This window comes from Kitasatospora sp. NPDC001309 (genome assembly GCF_042896295.1).
Classification (GTDB): Bacteria; Actinomycetota; Actinomycetes; order Streptomycetales; family Streptomycetaceae; genus Kitasatospora.
Map to the genome: position 1 here is coordinate 388352 of NZ_JBIAXC010000001.1, position 26614 is coordinate 414965.

The 26614-nt window shown below is 73.2% G+C and carries 23 protein-coding genes; 13 read left to right on the forward strand and 10 right to left on the reverse strand.

Annotation, left to right across the window (positions count from 1 at the left end):
- Position 1 precedes the first annotated feature (1 nt).
- The 4 genes from ACFY2K_RS01850 to ACFY2K_RS01865 all read right to left on the reverse strand — a co-directional run bounded on the left by ACFY2K_RS01850 (position 2) and on the right by ACFY2K_RS01865 (position 4817).
- Positions 2-952 (reverse strand): hypothetical protein, encoded by a 951-nt coding sequence (locus ACFY2K_RS01850; RefSeq protein WP_380521288.1) that lies wholly within the window; start codon positions 950-952, stop codon positions 2-4.
- A 42-nt stretch (positions 953-994) separates the two neighbouring features.
- A complete protein-coding gene (locus ACFY2K_RS01855) occupies positions 995-3181 on the reverse strand; it encodes a hypothetical protein (protein WP_387709198.1) in 2187 nt (728 codons plus the stop codon).
- Positions 3178-3987, reverse strand: coding sequence for a hypothetical protein (locus tag ACFY2K_RS01860; RefSeq protein ID WP_387709200.1), 810 nt, complete (start codon positions 3985-3987; stop codon positions 3178-3180). The genes ACFY2K_RS01855 and ACFY2K_RS01860 overlap by 4 nt, the downstream gene beginning before the upstream one ends.
- A gap of 110 nt (positions 3988-4097) precedes the next feature.
- Entirely contained in the window at positions 4098-4817 is a 720-nt protein-coding gene (locus ACFY2K_RS01865) for a Crp/Fnr family transcriptional regulator (protein WP_380521281.1), read from the reverse strand.
- Positions 4818-5050: 233 nt separating this feature from the next.
- On the opposite strand from ACFY2K_RS01865, the gene ACFY2K_RS01870 reads away from it, so the two are divergent.
- From ACFY2K_RS01870 to ACFY2K_RS01885, 4 genes are all read left to right on the forward strand, one after another.
- Positions 5051-5725 carry a DUF4097 family beta strand repeat-containing protein gene (locus ACFY2K_RS01870; protein WP_380521278.1) on the forward strand — a complete coding sequence of 225 codons (675 nt, stop codon included), beginning with the start codon at positions 5051-5053 and terminating at the stop codon, positions 5723-5725.
- Between the two features lie 112 nt (positions 5726-5837).
- Entirely contained in the window at positions 5838-7025 is a 1188-nt protein-coding gene (locus ACFY2K_RS01875; protein ID WP_387709202.1) for a sensor histidine kinase, read from the forward strand.
- Entirely contained in the window at positions 7022-7702 is a 681-nt protein-coding gene (locus ACFY2K_RS01880) for a response regulator (RefSeq protein WP_380521274.1), read from the forward strand. The genes ACFY2K_RS01875 and ACFY2K_RS01880 overlap by 4 nt, the downstream gene beginning before the upstream one ends.
- A 121-nt stretch (positions 7703-7823) precedes the next feature.
- Positions 7824-8435: a hypothetical protein gene (locus ACFY2K_RS01885; protein WP_387709204.1), complete on the forward strand. Its 612-nt coding sequence runs from the start codon at positions 7824-7826 to the stop codon at positions 8433-8435.
- A 47-nt stretch (positions 8436-8482) separates the two neighbouring features.
- On the opposite strand, the gene ACFY2K_RS01890 is transcribed toward ACFY2K_RS01885, so the two are convergent.
- Positions 8483-10279: a hypothetical protein gene (locus ACFY2K_RS01890; RefSeq protein WP_380586104.1), complete on the reverse strand. Its 1797-nt coding sequence runs from the start codon at positions 10277-10279 to the stop codon at positions 8483-8485.
- Positions 10276-11340 (reverse strand): ATP-binding protein, encoded by a 1065-nt coding sequence (locus ACFY2K_RS01895; protein WP_375882031.1) that lies wholly within the window; start codon positions 11338-11340, stop codon positions 10276-10278. The genes ACFY2K_RS01890 and ACFY2K_RS01895 overlap by 4 nt, the downstream gene beginning before the upstream one ends.
- Before the next feature lie 112 nt (positions 11341-11452).
- Between ACFY2K_RS01895 and ACFY2K_RS01900 the strand changes: the two genes are divergently transcribed.
- The 4 genes from ACFY2K_RS01900 to ACFY2K_RS01915 all read left to right on the forward strand — a co-directional run bounded on the left by ACFY2K_RS01900 (position 11453) and on the right by ACFY2K_RS01915 (position 15871).
- A complete protein-coding gene (locus ACFY2K_RS01900) occupies positions 11453-12193 on the forward strand; it encodes an NAD-dependent deacetylase (RefSeq protein WP_387709206.1) in 741 nt (246 codons plus the stop codon).
- 74 nt (positions 12194-12267) lie between these two features.
- Positions 12268-13482: a cytochrome P450 gene (locus ACFY2K_RS01905; protein ID WP_375882036.1), complete on the forward strand. Its 1215-nt coding sequence runs from the start codon at positions 12268-12270 to the stop codon at positions 13480-13482.
- A gap of 21 nt (positions 13483-13503) precedes the next feature.
- Positions 13504-14502: an ADP-ribosylglycohydrolase family protein gene (locus tag ACFY2K_RS01910; RefSeq protein ID WP_380521265.1), complete on the forward strand. Its 999-nt coding sequence runs from the start codon at positions 13504-13506 to the stop codon at positions 14500-14502.
- Positions 14503-14539: 37 nt separating this feature from the next.
- The gene (locus ACFY2K_RS01915; RefSeq protein WP_380640074.1) at positions 14540-15871 is read left to right on the forward strand and encodes a serpin family protein; all 1332 of its coding nucleotides are present in this window, start codon (positions 14540-14542) and stop codon (positions 15869-15871) included.
- A gap of 11 nt (positions 15872-15882) precedes the next feature.
- On the opposite strand, the gene ACFY2K_RS01920 is transcribed toward ACFY2K_RS01915, so the two are convergent.
- The 4 genes from ACFY2K_RS01920 to ACFY2K_RS01935 form a co-directional block, all read right to left on the reverse strand.
- On the reverse strand, positions 15883-16998 hold the full coding sequence (locus tag ACFY2K_RS01920; protein WP_380521261.1) for an ADP-ribosylglycohydrolase family protein: 1116 nt from the start codon (positions 16996-16998) through the stop codon (positions 15883-15885).
- Between the two features lie 36 nt (positions 16999-17034).
- On the reverse strand, positions 17035-18336 hold the full coding sequence (locus tag ACFY2K_RS01925; RefSeq protein ID WP_380586095.1) for a DUF2786 domain-containing protein: 1302 nt from the start codon (positions 18334-18336) through the stop codon (positions 17035-17037).
- Between the two features lie 71 nt (positions 18337-18407).
- Positions 18408-20039 carry a transporter gene (locus ACFY2K_RS01930; RefSeq protein WP_380521257.1) on the reverse strand — a complete coding sequence of 544 codons (1632 nt, stop codon included), beginning with the start codon at positions 20037-20039 and terminating at the stop codon, positions 18408-18410.
- Positions 20036-20872: an ABC transporter ATP-binding protein gene (locus ACFY2K_RS01935; RefSeq protein ID WP_387709208.1), complete on the reverse strand. Its 837-nt coding sequence runs from the start codon at positions 20870-20872 to the stop codon at positions 20036-20038. The genes ACFY2K_RS01930 and ACFY2K_RS01935 overlap by 4 nt, the downstream gene beginning before the upstream one ends.
- Positions 20873-21128: 256 nt before the next feature.
- Between ACFY2K_RS01935 and ACFY2K_RS01940 the strand changes: the two genes are divergently transcribed.
- From ACFY2K_RS01940 to tuf, 5 genes are all read left to right on the forward strand, one after another.
- Positions 21129-21680, forward strand: coding sequence for a DUF1707 and DUF4190 domain-containing protein (locus ACFY2K_RS01940; protein ID WP_380521254.1), 552 nt, complete (start codon positions 21129-21131; stop codon positions 21678-21680).
- Between the two features lie 428 nt (positions 21681-22108).
- Positions 22109-22480, forward strand: a complete 372-nt coding sequence (gene rpsL, locus ACFY2K_RS01945) for a 30S ribosomal protein S12 (RefSeq protein WP_014144289.1) — start codon at positions 22109-22111, stop codon at positions 22478-22480.
- A 2-nt stretch (positions 22481-22482) separates the two neighbouring features.
- Positions 22483-22953, forward strand: a complete 471-nt coding sequence (gene rpsG / locus ACFY2K_RS01950; RefSeq protein ID WP_148644378.1) for a 30S ribosomal protein S7 — start codon at positions 22483-22485, stop codon at positions 22951-22953.
- Positions 22954-22992: 39 nt separating this feature from the next.
- Complete coding sequence (gene fusA / locus ACFY2K_RS01955) at positions 22993-25098, forward strand: elongation factor G (protein WP_380521252.1); 2106 nt, start codon at positions 22993-22995, stop codon at positions 25096-25098.
- A 195-nt stretch (positions 25099-25293) separates the two neighbouring features.
- Complete coding sequence (gene tuf, locus ACFY2K_RS01960; protein WP_375882058.1) at positions 25294-26487, forward strand: elongation factor Tu; 1194 nt, start codon at positions 25294-25296, stop codon at positions 26485-26487.
- Positions 26488-26614 lie beyond the last annotated feature (127 nt).

Below are 26614 nucleotides of genomic sequence, written 5' to 3' on the forward strand. Positions count from 1 at the left end.
TTCACTGCGGCAACGGCGGGTTCGGGCCCTTGTCGAGCCGGGGCGTGCCCGGGCCCGCTGGGCGGTGGCGCAGGATCGCTTCGAGCGCGGCCTTCGCCTCCTGGCGCGGGCCCTCCAGCTCGAACTCCTCCAGGCCGTTCTGGTCGAGCAGCCGCTGGATCACCTGGAGCTGGCCCTGGACCAGCTCCTGCTGCTCGTCCTTCAAGTACGTGAGGGCGGCTTTCAGGTCCTCGGGGTGAGCGGCCACCTGGAGGGCCCAGGCGGTCACCCCGCCCTGCTCCAGGTGGTACTGGTAGAACTTCGCCTTCGCGGCGAGGACCTCGTTGGACTCCTGGACCTGCCGGAGGGCGTGCGGGTGGGCCTGGGTGTCGAAGTGGTAGCCGCGCAGCCGCTCCTTCTGCTCGCGGGCGGCCTGGTCGATGTCCAACTGGACGGTGCAGCGCACCCGCAGGCCCTCGGCCTCGGCGACCGGGAAGCCGTCCAGCTCCTCCTGGACGGCGGACTCGGCCTCGCCGCTCCGGTCGGTGGAGAGGTGGCGGGTGACCGCCCGCATCCGCTGCCGGATCCGCGGGACCAGCAGCGCGGGGACGTCGCGGATCCGGCTCGCCACGACCAGCTCCGCGGCCGACACCTGCCAGTCGATCTCCACCACGGCCTCGAAGGCCCCGACGTCGTCCCGGCCGGGCAGCCGCTCCTCGGCCCGCAGGTGGTGCAGGCCGAGGTCGACCTCGTACGCGGCCTGGTAGTTGCGGCCCACCAGGTCGCTGAACCCCGGGCGGTGCGGGGGCAGGTAGACCTGGTGCTCCCCGGACGGGGTGGTCAGGACGAGGGCGGAGTCGGCCCGGGCGGCCGGGCGCTTGGGCAGGCCGAGCGCGCGGCCCAGCGGGTGGACCGTCAGGACCGGGTCGGTCAGGTCTCCGTGGGGGAGGTCGGGGCGGTGTCGTGCCGACATGCGCGGGTGCTCCAGGATCGGGACGGGTCGGACGGTGCTGTGTCAGTTGCCGGGTAGCGCCGCGGTCGCCGGGCCGTCGGCGCGTACGGTGCGGACCAGGTGGTCGAGCCGCCGGCGGTCGCGCTCGGTGACGGCCAGGTCGTCGAAGAGTTCGGTGAGCCGGGCGGTGGTGCCGGGCTGGTCGGCGGCGCCGACCAGCCAGCCGCGCAGCACCCCCAGGGCGGCGTCGCGGTAGTGCGGGTCCTCCAGGGCCGTGCGCCACAGGGCGACCAGCAGCGCTCGGACCGGCGCGGGCTCCTCGGGCGCGGGCAGCACGGTGACGCTGCGCACACCTCCCGGCTCGGGTCGCGGGCTCCGGGCGTACCAGTCGAGCAGCAGCGGCCGGCCCACGGCGGTGTCCTCGGTGCGCTGCGCGGCGGTCAGGAAGGCGGCCAGGGCCAGCTGGCGCAGGGCGGCCGGGCCGGAGAGCCAGCGGACCAGGGTGCGCAGGGTCAGCTCGGCCTCGGCGGAGAGCAGCATCAGCTCGGCCGCTTCGAGCAGCCCGAGCGCCTGGTGGCGGTCGGGCTGCTCCGACGGCCGCGCGCCGGGCCGGAACCCGGCGGTCAGCTGGTCGAGCTCGCCGGCGGTCAGCCGCTCGGCGGCCAGGGCGAAGGCCTCCAGGGCCTGGGCGGGCAGCAGCGGGCCGAGCAGGGCGTAGCAGCGGATGGCCGTCCAGCGGCGGCGGGCGTTGTCGTCGCCGGCCCAGCCGCGCAGGATGCGGGGCACGGCCGCGGTGCCCGCGTGGTAGGCGAGGGCGAGGCTGTTGGCGGCCTGGAGGCAGAGCCGGAAGTCCTTGGCGCCGGACCAGGGACCGAGCAGCCCGCTCATGGCGGCGGAGAGGTCGACGGAGGCCAGCAGGGCGGTGGTGGAGGCCACCCGGGTGCGGACCAGGGCGCGGGAGTCGGTGGCCAGGGCGTTCAGCCAGCCGGTGATCGCGGGGCGGGCGGAGGGGTGGCTCGTCCAGACCTCGCGCAGCAGGGTGGGGGAGGTACGGGGGTCCAGGAAGGAGGCCATCCGCTGGGGGACCGGGCCCCAGGGGGTCTGCTCGGACTCCTCGGTGAGCTCGGCCCGGGCGAGGGCCATCCGGTCCTCGACCGAGCTGCCGAACGGCGGGATGCCGTCCGGGCGGCCGGGGGTGCGGATGGTCTCCAGGCGGCGGAACAGCTTGTCGGCGCACTCGGCGGCGAGGGTGTAGGGGGCGTGGTCGAAGACGGCCAGGGAGATCAGGAAGGCCTTGTCGTGGAGGGGGAGTCCGTCGTCCCCGAACCAGCGGCCGACCTTCTCCTGGACCGCGCCCCGACCGAAGTCGGCGAGGTCGGAGGGCCTGCCGGTCGACGGGGAGTAGGCGGCCAGCCTGACGGCGAACTCGGCGATCTCCCGGATCGGCGGGTACTTGGCCAGGAACCCCTCGACGGGGTCCAGGGCGAGCAGCTGCTCGAAGGGGACGCCGTCGTCCCGCAGTGCCCGCAGATGGGCACCGAGGACGAGCCCCGGGTCGGGCGGTGACCAGCCGACCGTGGGGAGTTCGCGGAGCGTGGGGGAGGGGGTGGTGGTGATGACCAGGTAGCCGTCCTGCTTGGCGAGTGCCTCGCGCAGGCGGTGGAGGTCGGATCGGAGCAGTGGGCGGGTGCGGGAGGCCGTGTAGTCGGTGAGCACGTACCCCTCGGCCCGTTCGACGCCGTTGAGCAGGGCGGTGGGACTGACATCCGGGTCCAGGTTTCGAATCCGGTCGATGCCCAGCTCACGCAGCAGCATCAGTGCGGCGGCGCGGCGGCCGGTGTCCGCCCGGCCGGTGAGGACCAGGACCCGTTGCTCGCGGAGGTGCACGAGAGCCTGGTCGAAGGCCGGTCCGGGCCGGAAGACCTCGGCCAGGGCGATGAGTTCATCGGTCGGGACCAGCCCGGAGGCGTGCAGTGCGGCCCCGCCGACCTGGTAGATCGTGGTCTTGTGGCCGGTGACGACGTCGCCGTGGACCTGGCCGCCGGAGACGGTGTGCCGGTCGCCGCCGATGAGGTCGCCGCCGAAGCCGGGGGTGCCGCCGGCGAAGAGGTAGGTGCGGCCGGCGAAGGAGTCCGGGACGTGCTCCAGGAGTTCCTGGACGGCCTCCACGGCGTTCTGCGGGTCCTCGGGCGGGGCTTCCTGGAGGCCGTCCTCCTGGTCCGCGGCCTCCGGCTCGGCGGTGGTGGTCATCGGTCGCCGCCGACGGTGTTGCCGGTGTTGACGTCGCCGTGGACCTGGCCGCCGGAGACGACGTGCTGGTCGCCGCCGATGAGGTTGCCGCCGAAGGTGGGGGTGCCGCCGAGGAACTGGAAGGTGGCGGCGCCCTGGGCGGCCGCCGGTGCCGGGGGCGGGGCCGCTGCCAGGGCCCGGGTGGTGGTCGGGGTGCTCGCCGGGGCGGGTTCCGGGGTGTCGGGAGCGGGTGCGCCGTGCAGCCAGGCCGGGAACTCGCCCTCCTTGCCCTGGACGGTGACCCGGTGGAACGCCTCCGGCGCCAGGCCGCCGTGGCCGTGCCGGACGATGCCCTGGTAGAGCGCGTCGGACACGGCGAGGGCGCAGGGCCCCTCGCGGTGCCGGAGGGCCTCCCGGAGCGGGGTCGAGTCGAGCAGCCGGAAGGCCTGGTTGAGGTCCCAGCCGACGGCGCCGCCGAGGGCTCCGCCGAGTTCCTGGACGGCGACCTCGCCGGAGGCGAGCACGATCCGCAGCCGTACCCGGGCGCCGGCGGCCGCGAGGCGGTTGTTGGCGTGCAGCAGGGTGGGGGTCTCGTTGATCAGCGCGTGCAGCAGCCGGGCCTTGGGGACGGTGGCGTTGATCAGGGCCATCACCGAGTCGCCACGGTCCTCCAGGCGCTGTTCGGCGGGTTCGACCCCGGCGCTGCGCAGCGTCTCGTGCAGGACGGAGTAGAGCATGCGGCGCATGAAGGCCTGCTCGACGTCGTCCCGTCGGCCGAACTGTTCGATGTCCAGCAGCAGGATGGTGTGGTTCACCGGATCGGTCATGGTCGCCTCTCGATTCGTCGTCGGCCTCAGCCTGCCCGTGCCGGGCAGGTCGGCGTGAGCGCCGTTGAGGTACTCGCTCTGTGACGGTGTGCACAGAACTGCTGTGCGGATCAGCGGAGTTGGCCGGGCCTCCGGAGCAGGTCGGGGCGCGCGACGACCAGGGAGCGGCGGCTGGTGACGACGATGCCGCGGTCTCGCAGGGACTTGAGCAGGCGGGCGACGGCCTCGCGGGAGGCGCCGACGGAGCCGGCGAGTTCCTGTTGGCTGAGCGGGACGGAGACGACGATGCCCTCGGCGGTGCGGCGGCCGTGGGTGCGGGCGAGTTCCAGCAGGAGGTCGGCGAGGCGTTCGCTGACGCTGAGCGAGGCGAACTTGAGCCGGTGCCGGTCGGCGGCGCGCAGCCGGTCGGTGGAGAGCGCCAGGAGCTGCATCGCGGCGGCGGGGGTGTTCTGCAGGTAGGTGGTGAAGGCGGCCCGGTCGACGGCGGTGGCGGAGACCTGCTCCAGTGCGGTGACGGTGGCGGCCCGGGGCCGGCCGCTGAGGGCGGCGGACTCGCCGACGATGTCGCCCGGCCCGCGCAGGGCGAGCAGGGCCTCGTAGCCGTTCTCGGCGAGGGCGGTCACCTTGAGCCAGCCGTGCAGGACGAGCAGGACGTGGTCGGAGGGTTCGCCCTCGCGCAGTGCGGTGGAGCGGGCGGGGTAGTCGAGCCGGTGGCCGAGGGCGAGCAGGGCGGTGCGGTCGGCGTGGTCGAGCCGGGCCAGGAAGGGCACGCGGTCGTCCAGGCCGTGCCCGGTCGCGGGACCCGGTCCGCCGGGCGGGGTGTTGGCCATTGCCTGATCAGCCCTCGTCGTCAGTGCCTGGGCGTGGTGCGGCTCCGGGAGGTTGAGCGCGGGCAAACAAGCTACCGGCGAAGCGGCGGCCGCGCCGGTGAATCCGTGAATTGCCCGCCATCCCCCGCACGGGGGAGGGCCGGGAACCGCTCCGCGGAGGGAGGTGCCGAGGGGGCCGGTCGCGGGAGGGTTCTCGGTGTCGGGACGGCGGGGCTTTGCGAAGGGGGCCGGACATGAAGCGGGTGCTGGGCGCGGTGGCGATCACGGCGGCGGTGGTGCTGGGGATGCAGGGGTGCCTGCCGTTCCTGGAGTCGGACGAGCACCGGACGGTGGCGTACGGGGTGGCCGAGCCGGTCGGGGAGCTGGTGGTCGAGGGGGAGAACGGCGGGGTCGTGGTGACCGGCACCGGTGACTCGGTGCACGTCGTCGAGAAGCAGAGCTACCGGGGGTCCGCGCCGAAGAGCACCCACGAGGTGAAGGACGGCGTGCTGCGGCTGGGGTACTCCTGCGACTCCTGCGGGGTCGGGTACGAGGTGCAGGTGCCGGCCGGCACCAAGGTGCGGATCAAGGAGGAGAACGGCGGGGTGCGGTTGACGGGGCTGTCCGCCGAGGTGGAGGCCGCGGTGGAGAACGGCGGGGTCGAGGCCACCGGGCTGACCTCCCCGACGGCGCGCCTGAGCGCGACCAACGGCGGCGTGCGGGCCGACTTCGCGGCGGCGCCGTCGGCGCTGGAGGCCCGGGTCGGCAACGGCGGGGTGCGGCTGCGGGTGCCGTCCGGGGAGGCGTACGCGGTGGACGCGCAGGCGGGGTCGGGCGGGGCGGACGTCGGCGTCCCCTCGCGGCCGGGCGCGGCGCACAGCATCACGGCGCGGGCGGAGACCGGCGGTGTGACGGTCAGCGGTGTCTGACCGGGCGGTGTCCGATCGGGAGGCTCCCGGCCGGGCGGTGCCAGTGGTTCTGCCGGTAGGGCATGATCTTCTCCGCGGGGACGGGGTCCCCGGGTACGGGGGAGGTACGACGGTGGAGCGCGCGGCGCGTTGGCGGAGCCGGACGGCCGGGCTGAGCCCGTACGTGCTGGACACCTTCCTGGCGGTCTGCTCGGCGGCGGTGTCGGTCTGGTCGGTCTACAACGACGACACCGACTGGCCCTGGTGGGTGTACCCGCTGGCGGTGTCCACCGCGCTGTTCCTGCCCTGGCGGCGCAAGGTCTCGCTGCTGGGCCTGATCGCGGGCGCCGTTCCCTCGCTGGCGCTGTCGGTGGTGGCGCACTCGGCGAACCCGCAGGTACCGCTGTACGCGGTGATCGGGATGTACACCATCGCGGAGCGCTTCCCCGACCGGCAGCGCTGGCCGGTGCTGGCGGTCGTGGTGGTCGCCAATGTGATCGGCACCCATTCGCCGAACGGCGCGCTGTTCAGCGTGCTGACCTCGGGCGGTTCCTTCGTCTTCGGCGCCCTGGTGCGCACCCAGCGGGAGCTGGCCCGGATGCAGGCCGAGCGGGCGCGGGAGGCGGGGGTGCGGGCGGCCAGCGAGGCGGCCCGGGCGGTCGCCGAGGAGCGGGCCCGGATCGCCCGGGAGATGCACGACATCCTGGCGCACGCGGTGTCGTTGATGGTCATCCAGGCCGAGGCCGGGCCGCTGGTGGTGCGCGACAACCCGGACCGGGCGATCCGCGCCTTCGACACCATCGCCGACGCGGGCCGCGACGCGATGGTGCAACTGCGGCGGGTGCTCGGTGTGTTGAAGGACCCGGAGGCGGAGCGGGAGCTGGCGCCGCAGCCCCGGCTGGCCGAACTCGCCGACGTGGCCGAGCGGGTGCGCGGGACGGGCCTGCGGGTGGACCTCGAACTCGCGGACGGGCTGGGCGGGTTGCCCGCCGACGTGGAGGCGGCCGCGTACCGGATCGTGCAGGAGGCTCTGACCAACACGGTCAAGCACTCCGGGGCGGACCGGGTGGCGATCCGGGTGGGCCGGGCCGACGGGGTGCTGGAGGTGGTGGTCTCCGACAACGGTCGCGGGATGCCGCCGGCCGCCGACCGTACGGTGGCCGGCTGGTCCGGCGGGCGCGGGCTGGTCGGCATCCGCGAGCGGGCCGCGGCCTGCGGCGGCCGGGCCGAGGCCGGTCCGGGGCCGGAGGGCAGGGGTTTCCTGGTGAGTGTCCGGCTGCCGCTGGGGCCGACGGGCGTGGTGGAGAGGGTGGGCGGATGACGCCGATACGGGTGGTGGTCGCGGACGACCAGGAGCTGGTGCGGGCCGGGTTCGGGATGATCCTGGACGCCCAGCCGGACATCGAGGTGGTCGCCGAGGCCTGCGACGGCGCCGAGGCGGTCGAGGCGGTGCGCGCGCACAACCCGGACGTGCTGCTGCTGGACGTCCGGATGCCGGTGATGGACGGCCTGGAGGCGGCCCGCCGGGTGTGCGAGGAGTTCCCGGCCACCAAGGTGATCATGCTGACCACCTTCGACATCGACGACTACGTCTTCGACGCGCTGTACGCGGGCGCCAGCGGCTTCCTGTTGAAGGACGTCCGCCGGGACGACCTGGCGCACGGGGTGCGCATGGTGGCCTCGGGCGAGGCGCTGCTCGCGCCCTCGGTGACCAAGCGGCTGATCGGCGAGTTCGCGGCCCGCCGCCCGGGCGGCCGGGAGCGGGCGGTGCGGCCGCCGTCCAAGCTGCTGGAGCAGCTGACCCTGCGCGAGCAGGAGACGCTGCAGCTGATCGCGCGCGGGCTGTCCAACGCGGAGATCGCGGCCGAGTTGGTGGTCAGCGAGCACACCGTGAAGACCCACGTCAGCAATGTGCTGAGCAAGCTCGGACTGCGCGACCGGGTGCACGCGGTGGTGTTCGCGTACGAGGCCGGGGCGGTGGTGGCGGGGGAGTCCTGAGGGGACTCCCCCTTGCGGGGGAGGGGCCGGTTTCGCCGGTACGGGCGATCCGCGACGAGGGGTCGGGCCGGGAGGCTCTGCGGTGTCGGAACGGACCACGGACACCGCAGGAGATCGTCAGATGAACGCCATCCGGAACACCCGCCTCACCGCTTACGCCGCCGTCGGCGCCCCCGCCCTGATGGCCCTGTACGGCGGCATCCGCCTGGTGCCCGGCTCCCGCGAGCCGGGCCTCGGCTGGACGCTCGGCCACACCGCGATGTTCGCCGGGCTGCTGCTGTTCGCCCCGGTCTTCCTCGCGCTGCGCCGACTGCTCGCCCCGCGCGGCACCACCGCCGGGCGGCTGGCCGCGAACGCCGCGCTGGGGACGGCGTTCGCGGGCCTGGCGGCCTCGCTGGCGCAGATCGGGATCGACCTGTGCGTCGGCCTGGCCGCGGCGGACAAGGCCGAGCAGTCGAGGCTGTTCGACCGGGTGCAGTCCGTCCCCGGGGTGCTCCCCGCCGTCTACCAGGTCGGCCCGCTGCTGTTCTACGTCGGCCTGCTGGCCCTGCTGGTCGCCGCCTCGGTCGGCGCGGCCCGGACGCTGCGCTGGTGGAGCCCGATGCTGATGCTGGTCGGCACCGTCGCCTCGGCGGCCGACCTGGCCTTCATCCCGCTGGCCGCCGCCTGCTACCTGGTGGCGCTGTCCCCGCTGGTGCGGACCGGCGCCGCCCCTGCCCTGGCGCTGGCCTGACCGTCCGGTGGCCCGGTGGCCCGGTGGCCCGTCGGCCCGTCGGCCCGTCAGCTCATCCGGAAGACCGGTCCGCGCGGGGTGAAGGGCAGTCCGGCTCCGCGCGGGACGAGGAAGGCGTGCTCCCGGCGCAGCCGCAGCACGTCGCACATGCCGTCGGTGATCACCAGGACCGGCGCCCCGGGCGGGAAGTCCTCGGCCCGCTCCAGCAGGTCGATGCCCGGCTGGAGGACGGTGCCGCCGCGCCCGTGCACCCGCAGCCGCCCGGCGATCTCCTCGACCGGGAGGTACCCGGCGTCGTGCGGGGCGGCGTCGCAGTGCACCACCCGGGCGGCCGGGACGTCCCGGGCGGCGGCGTAGGAGGCGATCGCGCCGAGGGCCTTGCCGAGCAGCGTCCGGTCCATCGAGCCGGAGGTGTCCAGGACCACCCCGAAGGTGCAGCGCGGCACCTCCTCCTCGGGGTGGTAGCGGCCGGCCCGGGGGATGTCCGGGGTGGCGGACTGCCGGCGGGCCGGGCGGGAGTAGCTGCGCACCGGCTCCGGGCGCGGCACGAACTCGTCGAACCAGCGCGCCAGTCGCGCGTCCCAGGGGAGCGGCGGGTGGGCGAGCGCGCGGATCTCCTCGACCAACCCGGCCGGGAGCAGCCCGCGTTCACGGCCGTGCAGCTCGAAGCCCTGCTGGAGGCCGCGCCGGTAGAAGTCGTCCAGGTCGACGTAGTCCCGCGGCGGCCCCAGCGGCTCGCCGAGGATGTCCGGGCGGTTCTTCCCGGCGAGGGTGGCGAGCCGGCGGATCCGGCGCTGGTCGCGGGCGATCCGGTCGTACACCTCCTCGGCCGACAGGCCCTTCAGCTGCGGGTCGTGCAGCAGCCCGTCGGGCATCTCGCCGACGTTCATCTCCAGCAGCCAGCCGTTGATGACGTAGTCGGCGGCGACGTTGAACAGGAACGGGTCCCGCCCGCCGCGGCGCTCGCCGTGCCGCAGGGCGGCGTGCAGGATCTCGTGGCCGAGGATGAACCGCCACTCCTCGTCGGAGTGGTGGCGCAGCGGGTTCACGTAGATCTCGGCGGCCTCGGCGTTGACGGCGGCGACGGCGATGCCGTGCGCCCGGGCGAGTTCGGCGTCGGCGACGACGGTGAGGCCGGCCGCGATGCCGCCGAGCAGCGGGTACGAGGAGACGAACCAGTTGAGCGCCCGGTTCCAGGGCCGTTCGGGCAGGCGCTCGCCGGTCTCGGCGTCGATCCGGCCGCCGGCCCGGTCCATCGCGGCGGACATGGTGCGGGTGAGGGCGGCCGCGAAGGCCGCCGGCCAGTCCTCGCGGGCCCGGCCGTGCCCGCGCCACTCGACCAGCAGCTGGTCGCAGTCGGCGGTGCCGGCCGTCCCGGCGGTGCCGGGCAGGGGCAGGCCGTCGCGGCGCCAGCGCTCGGCCAGCTCCTCCTCGTCCCCGCCCGGGTACTCCTGCGGGAGGGTGACCGGGGCGCGGCCGACCGGGAAGGTGGCGAGGAAGCGGTTGACCACGGCGCAGCGGGCGGCGACCTGGTACGGGTCGGGCTGGGTGCGGGTGCCGCGGTCGCCCGGGAGGTGGCCGAAGCCGAGGTGCAGCAGGCCGTGCGCCAGCACCCAGGCCCACTCCTCGGGTTCGGCCCGGCGGCGCGGGTTGACGTGCAGGGTGCCGTCGGAGTCGGCCACCGCCCAGCCGTCGGGCGGGGCCGTGGTGCACTCCTCGGAGCGGCAGACGTCGGCCCGCAGGGCGGCGAGGGCCGGGTTGCCGCGCAGCAGCCGGACGCCCTCCTCGAAGGCCACGGTGCCCGGGTCGGGCTTCTTCGCGGCGGCCTTGGCCGGCCGCTTCACCGGCGGGCCTCGACCAGTCGGGGCATGTCCCGGGCGGCCTCGATCAGGAACCAGGAGGGCAGTACCGGGTTGCCGTCCGCGCCGTCCGCGATCACCGTCTGGGCGACCTCCACCGAGATCTCGGCCAGCTGCACCAGCAGCGACTTGGCCCGGAAGGCGGTCTGCCGCTGCGCCCCGGAGGCGTGCTCCTTGCTGGCGGGCAGTTCCTTGACCAGCCGGCCGCGGAAGGCGTCGGCCAGGTAGTAGAGCAGGTCGCGGTCCTCCAGCCGGTGCGGCCAGCGGGCGTCGCCCTTGAGGATCGCCTCCAGGCCGTAGGAGTTGCGGACGATCTTCGCGTAGCCGCAGAAGGCGATCGCGTGCTGCGGGGTGAGCAGCCCGTACGTGACCACCTTGAGGGTCTCCTCGTCCAGGGTGGGGCCGAAGGAGTTCAGCGCGTCGGAGAGCATGTGCCAGGCGCGCGGGGTGGAGAACGGCTCCTCGGTCTTGGGCGGGGCGGACCACAGGTGGTCCGGCCGGTCGGTGAGGTGGTCGAGGATCCAGGGGTGGATCCCGGCGCCGGCCGCCCAGCGCAGCCAGTCCTCGGCGCTGGCCCGCAGGTGGACGTGGACCATGCGGTTGACCAGCGCGGAGGCCATCGGGCGGGCGAGCGCGCCGTCGGTGGCGCGGTTCCCGGCGCCGATCACGATGGAGCCGGGCGGCAGCTCGTAGGAGCCGATCCGGCGGTCCAGGATCAGCGAGTAGAAGGCCTTCTGGACGTCCGGCGAGGCCGCGTTGAGCTCGTCCAGGAACAGGCAGTACGGCTCGTCGCGGGCGATCTGCTCGGGCGGGCAGAACCGGGAGCGGCCCTCGGGGGTGAGCTGCGGGACGCCGATCAGGTCCTCCGGGGCGAGCTGGGTGCCGACCAGGCTCACGCACTCCAGGCCGAGCGACTCGGCGAACGCCCTGACCAGGGAGGACTTCCCGATCCCGGGGGCGCCCCAGAGGAACACCGGGCGGACGGTGGCCAGGCCGAGCAACAGCTCGGGGATCTGGGCGGGCGAGACGCTGACTGCTCCCTGCACGGGGCTCCTTCACGGCAACGGTGGGTGACCGGCCCAGTGTGCGGCGGGAGTTGACGGCGCGCATCCGGATTTTCGGTGGCTGCCGTGCCCCGCCGCCCGTACCGTCCGGGGTATGAACGCGAAGCGCCCCCTGATCGCCGTGCTCACCGGCGCGGGCATCTCGACCGACTCCGGCATCCCCGACTACCGCGGCCCGCAGGGGCTGTGGCGCAAGGACCCGTCGGCCGAGGAACTGGTCACCATCGGCCCGTACCGGGACGACACGAAGGTGCGCGCGCGGGCCTGGCGGATGCGGCTGGAGACGGCCGGGCTGGCCGCCGAGCCGAACGCCGGGCACCGGGCGCTGGTCGACCTGGAGCGCTCCGGGCTGCCGCTGCGGGTGCTCACCCAGAACATCGACGGGCTGCACCAGCGGGCCGGCCTGACCGCCCGCAAGGTGCTCGAACTGCATGGCAACGCCCGGGAGACCCAGTGCCTGAGCTGCCGGGTGGTCGGGTCGATGGCGCAGGCGCTGGCCCGGGTCGAGGCGGGGGAGCCGGACCCGGCCTGCCGGGAGTGCGGCGGCATCCTCAAGCCGCGGATCGTGATGTTCGGCGAGAACCTGGACCAGGAGGTGCTCGGCCAGGCCGACTCCGTCGCCCGGGCCTGCGAGGTCTTCGTCGCGATCGGCACCAGCCTCCAGGTGTTCCCGGTCGCCGGGCTGCCGTACAACGCGGTGCGGAGCGGCGCGAAGCTGATCATCGTGAACGCCGAGGAGACCCCGTACGACGCGGCCGCGGCCGAGGTGATCCGGGAGCCGATCTCCCGGGCGCTGCCGAAGCTGGTGCGCCGGCTGGTGCTGGAAGGGGCGTAAGGACCCTTTACGGACGTACCGGATGCATACGATGATCTTCCCGGCTTCCCCTCACGGCCTGGAGTGATCGAGCGATGACGACGACGGCGAAGTTCGACCCCTGGTCGGCGGAGTTCGTGGCCCACCCGTACGACGCGTACGCCGAACTGCGCGAGCACGCGCCGGTGACGTACCACGAGCCGACGAACCAGTGGCTGGTCTCCCGCCACGAGGACGTCAGCGCCCTGCTGCGCGACCGGCGGCTCGGCCGCACCTACACCCACCGGTTCAGCCACCAGGAGTTCGGCCGCCCCGAACCCGACCCGGCGCACGAGCCCTTCCACACCCTCAACGACCACGGGCTGCTCGACCTGGAGGCCCCCGACCACACCCGGATCCGCCGGCTGGTCTCCAAGGCCTTCACCCCGCGCATGGTCGAAGGGCTGCGGCCGACCGTCCGGCGGCTGGCCGGGGAACTCGTCGACGACCTGCTCGCGGCCGGCGGCGGCGACCTGATCTCCGCCGTCGCCGAGCCGCTGCCGGTCGCCGTGATCGCCGAGATGCTCGGCGTGCCGGAGGGCGACCGGCACCTGCTGCGCCCCTGGTCCGCCGACATCACCGGGATGTTCGAGCTCAACCCGAGCGAGGAGGCCGCCCGCCGGGCCGTCACCGCCAGCACCGAGTTCTCCGACTACCTGCGCGCCCTGATCCGCGAGCGCCGGGGGAACCCGGGCACCGACCTGATCAGCGCGCTGATCCAGGCCCAGGAGGGCTCCGACGCGCTCAGCGAGCAGGAGATGGTCTCCACCTGCGTGCTGCTGCTCAACGCCGGCCACGAGGCGACCGTCAACACCACCGGCAACGGCTGGTGGGCGCTGTTCCGCCACCCCGGCGAACTCGCCCGGCTGCGCGGCTCGGTGGACGCCCTGCTGCCCACCGCCGTCGAGGAACTGATGCGCTGGGACACCCCGCTGCAGATGTTCGAGCGCTGGGTGCTGGAGGACATCGAGGTCCGCGGGGTCACCGTGCCGCGCGGCGCCGAGATCGCCCTGCTCTTCGGCTCCGCCAACCGCGACCCGGAGCGCTTCGCCGACCCCGACCGCCTCGACCTCGGCCGCACCGACAACCCGCACGTCACCTTCGGCGCCGGAATCCATTTCTGTCTGGGCGCCCCCCTTGCCAGACTGGAGCTCACCGAGTCCTACGGCACGCTGCTGCGCCGGGCCCCGGGCCTGCGGCTGGTCCGCGAGCCCGAGTGGAACCCCGGCTACGTGATCCGCGGGCTCAAGGAGCTGTTGGTCGACGTGTGACGGGAAGCGGGGGAGAAGGCCGTGGGCAAGGCGACGGGGGCACTGCTGGGGCTGGCGATCGGCGACGCGATGGGCCGGCTGACCGAGTTCCAGGACGTCGAGCGGATCGCCGCCGACCACCCGGACTGGCGGCGACTCCCGCTGCCGCGGAAGGCGTTGGTCACCGACGACACCCAGATGACGCTCGCCCTCGCCCGCGGCCTGCGCACCGCTCTGGCCCGCGGGCCCCTGACGCCGCTGCGGCTGGCGCGCCCGGTCCGCGAGGAGTTCGTCGACTGGTGGCGCTCCCCGTCGAACAACCGCGCCCCCGGCATGACCTGCCTGCGCGCCTGCGAGCGGCTCAGCCACGACGAGTACCGCTGGCAGCAGGCCAGCGACGTGGGCTCCAAGGGCTGCGGCGCCAACATGCGGGTCGCCCCGCTCGGCCTGATCCGCGACCTGGACGCCCGGCAGCTCTCCGGCGCCGCCCAACTCCAGTCCGCGCTCACCCACGGCCACCCGACCGCGCTCGCCGCCAGCGACCTCACCGCCTACGCCGTGCGCAAGCTCGCCGAGGGCGTCCCGCCCGCCGGACTGCCCGCCGTGCTGCGGGCGTACGCGCTGGCCGGCCGCGAGCGCTACGACGAGTTCTGGCTCGGCGACCTCGCCGACCACTGGTACGGCGCCTCCCCGCAGGCCGTCATCGCCCGCGGCTGGGACGACTGCCTCACGGTCCTCGACCAGCTGGACGCCGCCCTCGCCGCCCCCGACGTCGAGGCCGACCCCTGCCTGGCCACCGGCGAGGGCTGGGTCGCCGAGGAGGCCTTCGGCACCGGCCTGCTCTGCTTCCTGCTGCTGCCCGACGACCCGGTGGCCGCCGTCCGCCGGGCCGCCTACTCCAGCGGCGACTCCGACTCGCTCGCCTGCCTGACCGGTGCCTTCGCCGGCGCCCACCACGGCGAGGCGGTCTGGCCCGCGGAGTGGGTCGAGCGGATCGAGCACCGGGACGAACTGCTGGAGTTCGGCGCGCTCTGGGACTGAGCCGGAACCGGGCGGAGGGGTGCCGCGTCGAAGGGCCATGACGAACAGCAGCAGCGGAACCCGTCGTCGCCCGCCCCGCCGCCCCGCGGCACTGCTCCTCGCCGCCGCGCTCGCCGCACCGCTGGTCAGCGGCTGCGGCAGCACCGGCCCCGGCACCGCCGCCACCGGGGAGCAGCGGGCCTCCGCGCCGGCCACCCGGCCTGCCGTCGACCAGGCCTCGGTGGCCGCCACCGCCAAGGCCACCGACGCCTTCGGCCTGGACCTCCTGCACACCCTCACCGCGAAGCCGGACACCGCCGGGCAGAACCTGGTGGTCTCGCCGTCCGGGCTGTCCACCGTGCTCGCCATGCTGCTGCCCGGCGCGCGCGGTGCCACCGCCGAGGAACTCGCCAAGGCCCTGCACACCGACCTCGACCCGAAGCAGTACGCCCTCGCCGTCGGCGCCCTCGACCGGCCCGTCCCGGCCACCGACGGACCCACCCTGCGCCGCAGCGACCAGGTCTGGACCCAGCAGGGCTTCGCGGTGAAGCCCGACTACCTGGCCACGCTCGCCACCGCCTTCGACGCCGGGGTGCGCACCACCGACTTCGGCAAGGACCCGAACGGCTCCCGCGAGGCCGTCAACTCCGCCGTGGAGAAGGCCACCGAGGGGCAGATCAAGGACCTCTTCGCACCGAACACGATCAACGCCGACACCCGGCTGGTCCTCACCGACGCGCTCTACCTCAAGGCGAAGTGGGCCTCGGCGTTCAAGCCCGGGCAGACCGCGGACCGCCCGTTCCACAAGCTCGACGGATCCGCCCCGGCCGTCCCGTCGATGAGCCAGGCCGGTGAGTTCAAGTACGCGGACGGCTCCGGCGGGATCGTCGGCGAGCCCTGGCAGGCCGTGGAACTCCCGTACCAGGGCGGCGGTCTGGCGATGGACCTGATCGTCCCCGCGCAGGGCGGTTTCGCCGCCTTCGCCAAGGGGCTGGACCAGCCCCAGCTCGACCGGATCCTCGGCGCCCTCGCCGAACGGCCGGTCGACCTCCAGCTGCCGCGCTTCCACTTCGACACCTCGAACGAGCTGAGCCCCGCGCTGCGCTCGCTCGGCGTCCACTCGGTCTTCGACCGGGCCGACCTCGGCGGCATCGCCGACCAGCCGCCGCTCGTCGTCAGCACGGTGGTGCAGAAGGCCACCGTCCAGGTCGACGAGGAGGGGACGGTCGCGGCGGCCGGCAGCGGCGTCGGGATCGGCGTCGCGGCGGCGCCCGCCCCGGACCGGCCCGTCCAGCTGCACATCGACCGGCCGTTCCTGTTCCTGATCCGGGACACCGCCACCGGGCGGCCGCTGTTCCTCGGCCAGGTCGCCGACCCCGGGGCGAGCTGAGGAGCGTCCGGCTACCAGGCGGGGTAGCGCCCGCCGAGCGCCGGGTGGCCCGGGTCGCGGCTGCCGAACAGCACCAGCAGGTCGTCCGCGACCGTCAGCAGTTCGGCCCGCCCCTCGACCGCCCCGACCCAGTCGGCGGGCAGCGCCGAGGCGCCGTACGCGGCCCCGACCAGGTTGCCGCAGACCGCGCCGGTGGAGTCGCTGTCCCCGGAGTGGTTCACCGACAGCAGCAGCGCGGTGCGCACCGGATCGGGGTCGAGGGTGGCCGCCAGCAGCGAGTGCACCGCGATGGCCAGGCACTCCTCGGCGATCCAGCCGAGCCCGACCCGCTCCACGGTGTCCGCCGAGGGCTCGGCCTCCTGGGCCAGCCGGACCGCCCGGGCCAGCGCCTGCACGGTCTCCTTGGACTTCGGCAGCTCGCGGATCTGCTCCACCGTCTCGCCGACCGCCGCCCACGGCTCCGTCCCGGCCGCCAACCGCTCGACCAGCGCCGCGAAGGCGCCCGCGGCGAGGTAGCCGGTCGGGTGCCCGTGGGTGAGCTGGGCGCACTGCACGGCCAGCCCGAAGGACTGCTCCGCCCCGAGCCGGGCCAGCCCGAACGGCGCCGCGCGCATCACCGAACCGCAGCCCTTGGAGCCGGGGTTGATCGGCCCCGGGCTCCCGATCGGGGCCGGCGCCTCGAACACCGGGTGCTCGGACACCCCGCTCAGGCAGGCGTTGCCCGGCGCCCGCCGCGCGTACAGGAACGGCCGGCCGAGCAGCCAGCCGTCGTACGGGCGCGGCTGCGGCTCGGTGTCCGGGGCGCCCTGGTACTGGGTCCGCAGCCAGCGCCGGTACGCGCCGTGCACCGCCTCCGGCACCGAGCCGCCGCCGCCGGACCAGCCGCGGACGAAGCCGCGGATCAGGCCCTCCGCGGTGAACAGCGTCATCTGGGTGTCGTCGGTGACCTCCACCGACCCGGCGCTCCCGGACGGCAGCGCGGTCACGCCCTGCGGACCGAACCGCTCGCGGATCTGGTGGAGCTGCTGGAACTCCACCGGCCAGCCCAGGGCGTCGCCGATCGCGCCGCCGAGCAGCGCGCCGCGCACCCGGTCCCGGTATCCGGACTCCGCTGTCGACTCCGTCACGTCGGATCCCCCTTCGTTCGTGGCGGGTCGTTTCTATCAGGCGGGCGGCCGGTTGTGGATCTCGCCCCGCCCGTGCAGGGCGGCGCGGTCGGCCGCGGCCCGCCCGGCCGCCCAGCCCTCGCCGTCGCTGACCCGGACCCGCTGGGAGACCAGCTTCGGGAACAGCCGGCCGACCTCGTCGTCCACCGCCGCCGAGCGGGCGGCCAGCGCGGGCAGCAGCCGCTCGTCGGGCAGCAGCTGCTCCTCGGTGCCGTCCTCGCGCAGGTGGCGGCCGGCCGCGGCGGCGCTGGTGGCCCGCTCGGTGGCGGCGGTCAGCCGCTCGCGGATCCGGGCCGCGTACGCCACCAGGAAGGACTGCCGGAACGCCTTGCTGCGCGAGTCCTTGCCGGACCCGGCCTTGTTGAGCGCGTGGGTGGCCTGCACCAGCAGCGAGGTGTAGAGCAGTTCGACGCCGTCCAGGTCCCCGTCGAAGCCGATCACGGTGCAGAAGCCGAACTCCTTGGCCCACACCACCCGGCACCGGTTGGCCGCCGCGACCGCGTCCAGCAGCATCGTCTTGGGCCCCTCGTACGGGTTGTCCACGCCGATCCGCAGCGCCGCCGGGGTGTTCCGGTCGGCCCCGGCGGCGGCCAGCAGCGCGTCGTCGATGCTGTGCTGGGCCATCAGCTGCTGGGCCTTGGCGGTCAGCGCCTCGGCCTCCTCCGGGAACTCGGTGGACTCGGCCTTGGCCAGCAGGGCCCGGATCCGGGCCAGCATCCGCGGCTCCCCGGCCGACGACCCGGGATGCTGCGGCCCGGCCGGGCGCCGCACCGGCCCCTGCTGCCCGGGGGCGGGGCCGACCGGGGCGATCGGGGGCAGTCGGCCCCAGCTGCGCAGCAGCTCCAGCAGGGCGGTGGCGAGCGCGAAGCGGTCCAGCCGGTGGCGGTGGGCGAAGGCGCCGAGGTACTGCTCGTCGGCGGGCCACCAGACCTCGGCCTCCAGCTCGCGCAGCTGCTCCTGCCAGCGCCGGTCCAGGGCGGCGGCGGGGTGGCGGCGGGCCTCGGCGGCGATCAGGTCCACCGCGAGGGCCAGGTGGACGGGCTTGAGCCCGCGCCGTACGACCCGCACCAGGTCGGCCGGGCGCCAGCCGGCGGACCAGCAGCGGCCCACCGCGGTGTCCGCGTACCCGAGCACCGACCGGCTGACCGCCGGCCACTGCCCGGCCGAGGCGGCCAGCAGCGAGGCCCCGGTGTCCAGGGCGAGGTCCAGCCCCTCGTCGGGGGCGGTGAGCACCGAGCGCACCGCCTGCTCCAGCAGCGGCCCGGCGTTCCCGTCGCCCTGCTGCGCGCGCTTGCCCACGGTGTGTCCCTGCTCTCCTCGACGGCCCCGCCCCTCCGGCCCATGATGCCGGAGCGGCCGGGCAGACCTAGCTACCGTTCGATGGCCTTGGCCATGATCTCCGGCACACGCTCCAGCAGCCGGGGGGCCGCCAGCCGGATGCCGAGGGTGGCGACCAGGGCGCCGTAGGCCGGGCCGAGCAGCAGCAGCGGCCAGCTCGGCCCGTCCGAGAGCAGCGCCCAGAGCAGGTAGCCGCCGACCGGCAGGGAGAGCACCGCGACGCCGAGCATCGAGCCGAACTGGTTGAGCAGGATCAGCCCGCCCTGCCCGGGGGCGGCGTTGCGCATCGGGTTGCTGTCGGCGGGCATGGTGTACGGCGCGAGCACGCTGAACACCGAGCCGAGCGCGATGCCGCCGCCGAGCACTGCCAGCGCGAGGCCGAGGGCGGACGGCAGCCCGCTCCAGTCGCCGGTGACGGCGGCCAGCACCAGCCCGAGCACCACGGTGACCGGCAGGGCGTACGACAGCACCGCGTACGCCCGGCCGCGCAGCTCGTCCCGGGCATCGGCCGGGGTGCGCAGGGTGGCGGCGACCATCCAGAACGCCGAGCCGTCCATGCCGAACAGGTTGAGCATCTGCAGCCCGAGGAAGGTCCCGGTCATCGCCAGCAGGTAGACGCTCGACCAGCCCTGCACCACCGACAGCAGGCAGATCACCAGCGTCATCCCGACGCTGGTGAACAGCGCGGCCTTGGCCCGCGGCTCGCGCCAGGCGTACCGCAGGTGGCGCTGCATCACCGCGCCGGTGCGGCCCTCCGGCAGGAAGCGCCAGCCGCGGGCGCTCTGCACCCCGCGGGCCACCTCCAGGGTGGAGGAGTCGGCGGTGACCATCAGCTCCTGGAGGCTGCCCCGCCACCAGCGCAGCAGCAGGACGAGCAGCGCACCGGCCGCGGCGAGCTGGAGCAGCGCCGCCCCGTACTCGCCCGCGCCGACGCTGCGGGGGGCGTCCACGGCGCTGACCGGCGGGATCCAGCGCAGCACCGCGGCGATCGGCCTGAGCGGGCCGAGGTCGATGTCCTGGCCGTGCTGCCGGCCGAAGATGCTCTGCGAGCCGACGTTGGCGCCCTGGACGAGCAGGGCGAAGGCCAGCCCGCCGAAGATCGCGAAGTCCTTGCCGCGCCGGCTGGAGAGCATCCGGGCGTTCCCGGCCGCGACCGCCCGGGACAGCGTGACCAGGCAGAGCAGGGCGAGCGGCACGGCGACCACCGCGGTGGCGGCCGCGGCGCCGCCGGTGGCGCCGGACAGCACCGCGCCGGTCACCAGCACCAGGCTGATCAGCGGGCCGGGCCCGATCAGCGAGGCCAGCAGCGAACCGCGCAGCAGCGGGCCGGGCCGCAGCGGCAGCATGGTGAGCCGGGTCGGGTCGGCGCTCTCGTCGCTGGAGAACAGGAACAGCGGCAGCGCGGCCCAGCCCAGGGTGAGCACGCCGGCCAGCATCACCCCGGTGTTGCCGGAGCCCTCGTAGCGACCGTTGAGCATCGCCATGCCGAAGGCGATCAGGCCCGCGAAGCCCAGGCCGAGGACGCCGCCGAGGACGTACACGGCCGCCCGGCCCCGGCTGCGGCGCAGCCCGTTGCGCAGCAGCCGCAGCTTGAGCGCGACCAGGCCGCGGACCACCGTCCGGTCGTCGGGCACGGCGGTGACGGGCGCGGTGGCGGCGGTCACCGGGTGTCCCCGGTGCGTCCGCCGCCCAGCCAGCCGAGGGCCTGGCCGTCGTCCTCGCGGACGCCGATCAGCTCCAGGAAGGCCGCGTGCAGGCTGCGTCCGCCGCGGACGGCGTCCAGCGGGCCCTGGGCGATCACCCGGCCCGCGTTGACCACGGCGACCCAGTCGCAGAGCTGCTCGACCAGCTCCATCACGTGGCTGGAGAAGACCACGGTGGAGCCGGCCGCCGCGTACCGCTTGAGCACGCCGCGGATGGTCTGGGCGGAGACCGGGTCGACGCCCTCGAAGGGCTCGTCCAGGAACAGCACGTCGGGGTTGTGCAGCAGCGCGGCGGCCAGCCCGATCTTCTTGCGCATGCCGGTGGAGTAGTCGGCGACCAGCTTGTCGGCGTCCCGGCCGAGGTCCAGGACGGCCAGCAGTTCCTCGGCGCGGCGGTCCACCTCGGCGCCGGGCAGGCCGCGCAGCCGGCCGGTGTACTGGAGCAGTTCGCGCCCGCTGAGCCGCTCGAACATCCGCAGGCCCTCGGGCAGGATGCCGATCCGGGCCTTGACCGTGACCGGGTCGGCCCAGACGTCGGTGCCGTGCACCAGCACGGTGCCCTGGTCGGGCCGGAGCAGGCCGGTGGCCATGGACAGCGTGGTGGTCTTGCCGGCGCCGTTCGGCCCGACCAGGCCGATGAACGACCCGGCCGGGAGCTCCAGGCTGAGCCCGGCGACGGCGGCCTGGGTGCCGAAGTGCTTCCACAGTCCCTGGATGCTGACGGCGGACGGGGTGCCCGGTCCGGGCCGGCCGTCGGCGGTCGGTTCGGAGGGCGACGGTTCTGACGCCTGCATGGCGGCCTTCTGTCTCTGGTCGTGGGTGGACGCGCGGTGGCGGGGCGCTCCGGAGCCAGCCTGGCACCGGTCCGACGGGCTGTCGCCCGCTTTGAGCATCCCCTGAGCCTGTCCGCCGAACGGGTGAGGCGCGCCGCCCGGCGACGGTCTCCGGGAGCTGCCGGTCCGATTCGGCAACTACTCAGTTCCCCGGTTCGTCCTGCACTATGAGGACCAGTGAGCGCGCGGGGGTGCCGCGGCGCCCGGGAGGTGGCGGATGTCCGTTCAACCGTGGGGCGAGTCCCGCCCCACCGACCGGTACGGCCGGAATGCGGCCGGCTGGCAGGCCGCGCCGACCCCGCAGTCGGTGATGCGGGCCAGCCACGCCGACCGGGACCGGACGGTGGACGTGTTGAAGGCCGGGTTCGCCGAGGGGCGGCTGTCCGTCGAGGAGTACGGGCAGCGCCACGAGGCGGCGGCACGGGCGGTGACCTACGGCGAGCTGGCCGCGCTGGTGGCCGACCTGCCGTCCGGGCCGATGGCGGCGCCGTTGCAGGCCGCGCAGCCCGTCCCGGCGACCTTCCTGGTGCCGCCGCCGGTGCCGCAGGCCCGGCCCACCAGCGTGCTGGCGGTGGTCTCCCTGGTGTGCGGCCTGACCGGCTTCCTGGCGTTGCCGGTGGTGCCTGCGGTGATCACCGGCCACCTCGCCCGCCGGCAGATCCGCGAGCGCAACATGGACGGGGACTGGGCGGCGGTGCTGGGCCTGGTGCTCGGCTACCTGGGCGGCGCCTTCTGGCTGCTGGTGATCATGTTGGGCATCGCCTCCTAGGTCGCCTAGGCCGCCCCGGCGGCCCCGGCTGCCCCGCTGGCGGGTGCCCGCCGACTGTGGTAGAGCGGGTGGGGACCGGCCCGACACCGGCCGGTCGCGTACGGGACACCGGGGCGACACCCGGCCGAAGGCCGCGACCTGCGGCGTTGCATTTGTTTTGACCGAGCCCCATGCGCTAGGTACGCTCTGACCTTGTGCCTGGGGTGTCCCCGGGTCCTTGTGCGTGCATGCACACCGGTCGCCGCGCCGAGCCGGAGCGCCTCAAAGCGCGCCGCGCGTAGAGCGCCGTCGCTGTACATCAGCCATGGGATTCCGTGTCGGAAAAAGCCCAACACACCCGACCGCGTGGGTCGACCACGGGGTTGTGTGCAAGGGAGACACCGCAGGTTAGTTCCACCAAGCCTTGGCACACAGAAAACGGAGAAACGGTGCCTACGATCCAGCAGCTGGTCCGAAAGGGCCGGCAGGACAAGGTCGAGAAGAACAAGACTCCCGCGCTGAAGGGCTCCCCGCAGCGCCGTGGGGTCTGCACGCGTGTGTACACGACCACCCCGAAGAAGCCGAACTCGGCGCTTCGTAAGGTCGCCCGTGTGCGCCTCACCAGCGGGATCGAGGTCACCGCTTACATCCCGGGCGAGGGCCACAACCTGCAGGAGCACTCCATCGTGCTGGTGCGCGGTGGTCGTGTGAAGGACCTTCCTGGTGTCCGCTACAAGATCATCCGCGGTTCGCTCGACACCCAGGGTGTCAAGAACCGCAAGCAGGCTCGCAGCCGCTACGGCGCCAAGAAGGAGAAGTAAGAATGCCTCGTAAGGGCCCCGCCCCGAAGCGCCCGGTCATCATCGACCCGGTCTACGGCTCCCCTGTCGTCACCCAGCTGGTCAACAAGATCCTGCTGCACGGCAAGCGCTCCACCGCCGAGCGGATCGTCTACGGCGCCCTCGAGGGCGTCCGTGAGAAGACCGGCTCGGACCCGGTCGTCGCGCTGAAGCGTGCGCTGGAGAACGTCAAGCCGGCCCTCGAGGTCAAGTCCCGCCGTGTCGGTGGCGCGACCTACCAGGTTCCGGTCGAGGTCCGTCCGGGCCGCGCCAGCACCCTGGCGCTGCGCTGGATGGTCGGTTACTCCCGCGCCCGTCGCGAGAAGACCATGACCGAGCGCCTGATGAACGAGATCCTCGACGCCAGCAACGGCCTGGGCGCTTCCGTGAAGCGTCGCGAGGACACCCACAAGATGGCCGAGTCCAACAAGGCCTTCGCGCACTACCGCTGGTAGTCCGTACCCCGTCACTAGACAGAGAGAGAACGAGCCACCATGGCTGCAACCTCCCTTGACCTCGCCAAGGTCCGCAACATCGGGATCATGGCGCACATCGACGCGGGCAAGACCACCACCACCGAGCGGATCCTGTTCTACACCGGCGTGTCGTACAAGATCGGTGAGGTCCACGATGGCGCTGCCACCATGGACTGGATGGAGCAGGAGCAGGAGCGCGGCATCACGATCACGTCGGCCGCGACGACCTGTCACTGGACCGTCGACGATGCCGACCACACCATCAACATCATCGACACCCCGGGTCACGTCGACTTCACCGTCGAGGTGGAGCGTTCGCTGCGCGTCCTCGACGGTGCCGTGACGGTGTTCGACGGTGTCGCCGGTGTCGAGCCCCAGTCCGAGACCGTGTGGCGGCAGGCTGACCGCTACGGCGTCCCGCGCATCTGCTTCATCAACAAGCTGGACCGCACGGGCGCGAACTTCTTCTTCTGCGTCGACACCATCGTGGAGCGCCTCGGCGCCACCCCGCTGGTGATGCAGCTCCCGATCGGTGCCGAGGCGGACTTCCAGGGCGTTGTCGACCTGGTCCGCATGAAGGCGCTGATCTGGTCGGCCGAGGCCGCCAAGGGCGAGATGTACGACATCGTCGACATCCCGGCCGAGCTGCAGGAGCAGGCGGACGAGTACCGCGAGACGCTGATCGACACCGTCTCCAACGTCAGCGACGAGATCATGGAGCTCGCCCTGGAGGGCGAGGAGATCCCGGTCGAGCTGCTGCAGGACGCGATCCGCAAGGGCACCCTGAACTCGGACTTCACCCCGATCTTCTGCGGTACCGCCTTCAAGAACAAGGGCGTTCAGCCCCTGCTCGACGCGGTCGTCAAGTACCTGCCGTCCCCGCTGGACATCGAGTCCGTCGAGGGCACGAAGCCGAACGACCCGGAGACCAAGATCTCCCGCAAGGCTTCGGACGACGAGCCGCTGGCCGCGCTGGCGTTCAAGATCATGTCCGACCCGCACCTGGGCAAGCTCACCTTCGTCCGGATCTACTCCGGCCGCCTGGAGTCCGGCACCTCGGTGCTGAACGCCGTCAAGGGCAAGAAGGAGCGCATCGGCAAGATCTACCGCATGCACGCGAACAAGCGTGAGGAGATCGAGTCGGTGGGCGCCGGCGACATCGTCGCCGTCATGGGCCTCAAGCAGACCACCACCGGTGAGACGCTGTCCGACGAGAAGAGCCCGGTCATCCTGGAGTCCATGGACTTCCCGGCCCCGGTCATCCGCGTCGCGATCGAGCCCAAGTCCAAGGGTGACCAGGAGAAGCTGGGTGTCGCCATCCAGCGTCTCGCCGAGGAGGACCCGTCCTTCCAGGTCAACACGGACGAGGAGACCGGCCAGACCATCATCGCGGGTATGGGCGAGCTGCACCTCGAGGTGCTGGTCGACCGTATGAAGCGTGAGTTCAAGGTCGAGGCCAACGTCGGCAAGCCGCAGGTCGCGTACCGCGAGACGATCCGTCAGGCCGTCGAGCGCATCGACTACACCCACAAGAAGCAGACCGGTGGTTCCGGTCAGTTCGCCAAGGTGCAGATCGCGATCGAGCCGCTCGAGCAGGCCGAGGGCTACGAGTTCGTCAACAAGGTCACCGGTGGCCGCGTCCCGCGGGAGTACATCCCGTCGGTCGACGCCGGTTGCCAGGAGGCCATGGAGTTCGGCATCCTCGCCGGCTACCCGCTCCAGGGTGTCCGCGTGAGCCTGCTCGACGGCCAGTCGCACGACGTCGACTCCTCCGAGCTCGCGTTCAAGATCGCCGGTTCGATGGCCTTCAAGGAAGGCGCGAGGAAGGCCAAGCCGGTCCTCCTCGAGCCGATGATGGCCGTCGAGGTCACCACGCCCGAGGACTACATGGGCGACGTGATCGGCGACATCAACTCTCGCCGTGGCCAGATCCGGTCCATGGACGAGCGTCACGGTGCCCGCGTCGTCTCGGCGCTGGTGCCCCTCTCCGAGATGTTCGGCTACGTCGGTGACCTGCGCAGCAAGACCTCTGGTCGCGCGAGCTACTCGATGCAGTTCGACTCGTACGCCGAGGTCCCCAAGGCCGTGGCTGAGGAGATCATCGCCAAGTCCAAGGGCGAGTGACCTCCCGATATTCGGGATGATTCACACCCCTTAGGCTCTTAGGAGGCGACCTGGGAGGATCCGTCCGGATCCTCCCAGGGCCTCCGGCCCCCAACCACGGGGCGGCGAGAGGTGCTTCGGGCACCCAGGCCGGGCCCGTATCAAAGACCAACTGACGTCAGCACGGCGTACAGGAACTGTCCTCAGGAGGACTCAGTGGCCAAGGCGAAGTTCGAGCGGACGAAGCCCCACGTCAACATCGGCACCATCGGTCACATCGACCACGGCAAGACCACGCTGACCGCGGCCATCACCAAGGTGCTGCACGACGCGTACCCGGAGATCAACCCCTTCACGCCGTTCGACCAGATCGACAAGGCCCCGGAGGAGCGTCAGCGCGGTATCACCATCTCGATCGCGCACGTCGAGTACCAGACCGAGGCGCGCCACTACGCCCACGTCGACTGCCCGGGTCACGCGGACTACATCAAGAACATGATCACCGGTGCCGCCCAGATGGACGGCGCCATCCTGGTGGTCGCCGCCACCGACGGCCCGATGCCGCAGACCAAGGAGCACGTCCTCCTGGCCCGCCAGGTCGGCGTCCCGTACATCGTCGTCGCCCTGAACAAGGCCGACATGGTGGACGACGAGGAGATCCTGGAGCTCGTCGAGCTCGAGGTCCGCGAGCTGCTCTCCGAGTACGAGTTCCCGGGCGACGACCTGCCGGTCGTCCGCGTCTCCGCGCTGAAGGCCCTCGAGGGCGACGCCGAGTGGGGCCAGAAGCTCCTCGGCCTCATGCACGCGGTCGACGAGAGCATCCCGACCCCGGCCCGCGCCGTGGACCAGCCGTTCCTGATGCCGATCGAGGACGTCTTCACGATCACCGGTCGTGGCACCGTCGTCACCGGTCGTATCGAGCGTGGCATCCTCAAGGTCAACGAGACTGTCGACATCATCGGCATCAAGGAGACCAAGACCACCACCACGGTCACCGGCATCGAGATGTTCCGCAAGCTGCTCGACGAGGGCCAGGCCGGTGAGAACGTCGGTCTGCTGCTCCGTGGCATCAAGCGCGAGGACGTCGAGCGCGGCCAGGTCATCATCAAGCCGGGTTCGGTCACGCCGCACACCGACTTCGAGGCTCAGTCCTACATCCTGTCGAAGGACGAGGGTGGCCGCCACACCCCGTTCTTCAACAACTACCGCCCGCAGTTCTACTTCCGTACCACGGACGTGACCGGCGTCGTGACCCTCCCCGAGGGCACCGAGATGGTCATGCCGGGCGACAACACCGCCATGACCGTCGCGCTGATCCAGCCGATCGCCATGGAGGAGGGCCTCAAGTTCGCCATCCGTGAGGGTGGCCGCACCGTCGGCGCCGGCCAGGTCACCAAGATCATCAAGTAATTGGTGCTCTGACCTGCCTGCCCCGTCAGGCTCGTCCGAAGGGCCCCACGCACCTTGCGGTGCGTGGGGCCCTTCGGCGTACAGAGCCTGTCTTCGAACTCCCGTCGACAGGCCCTCACCCCGCGCT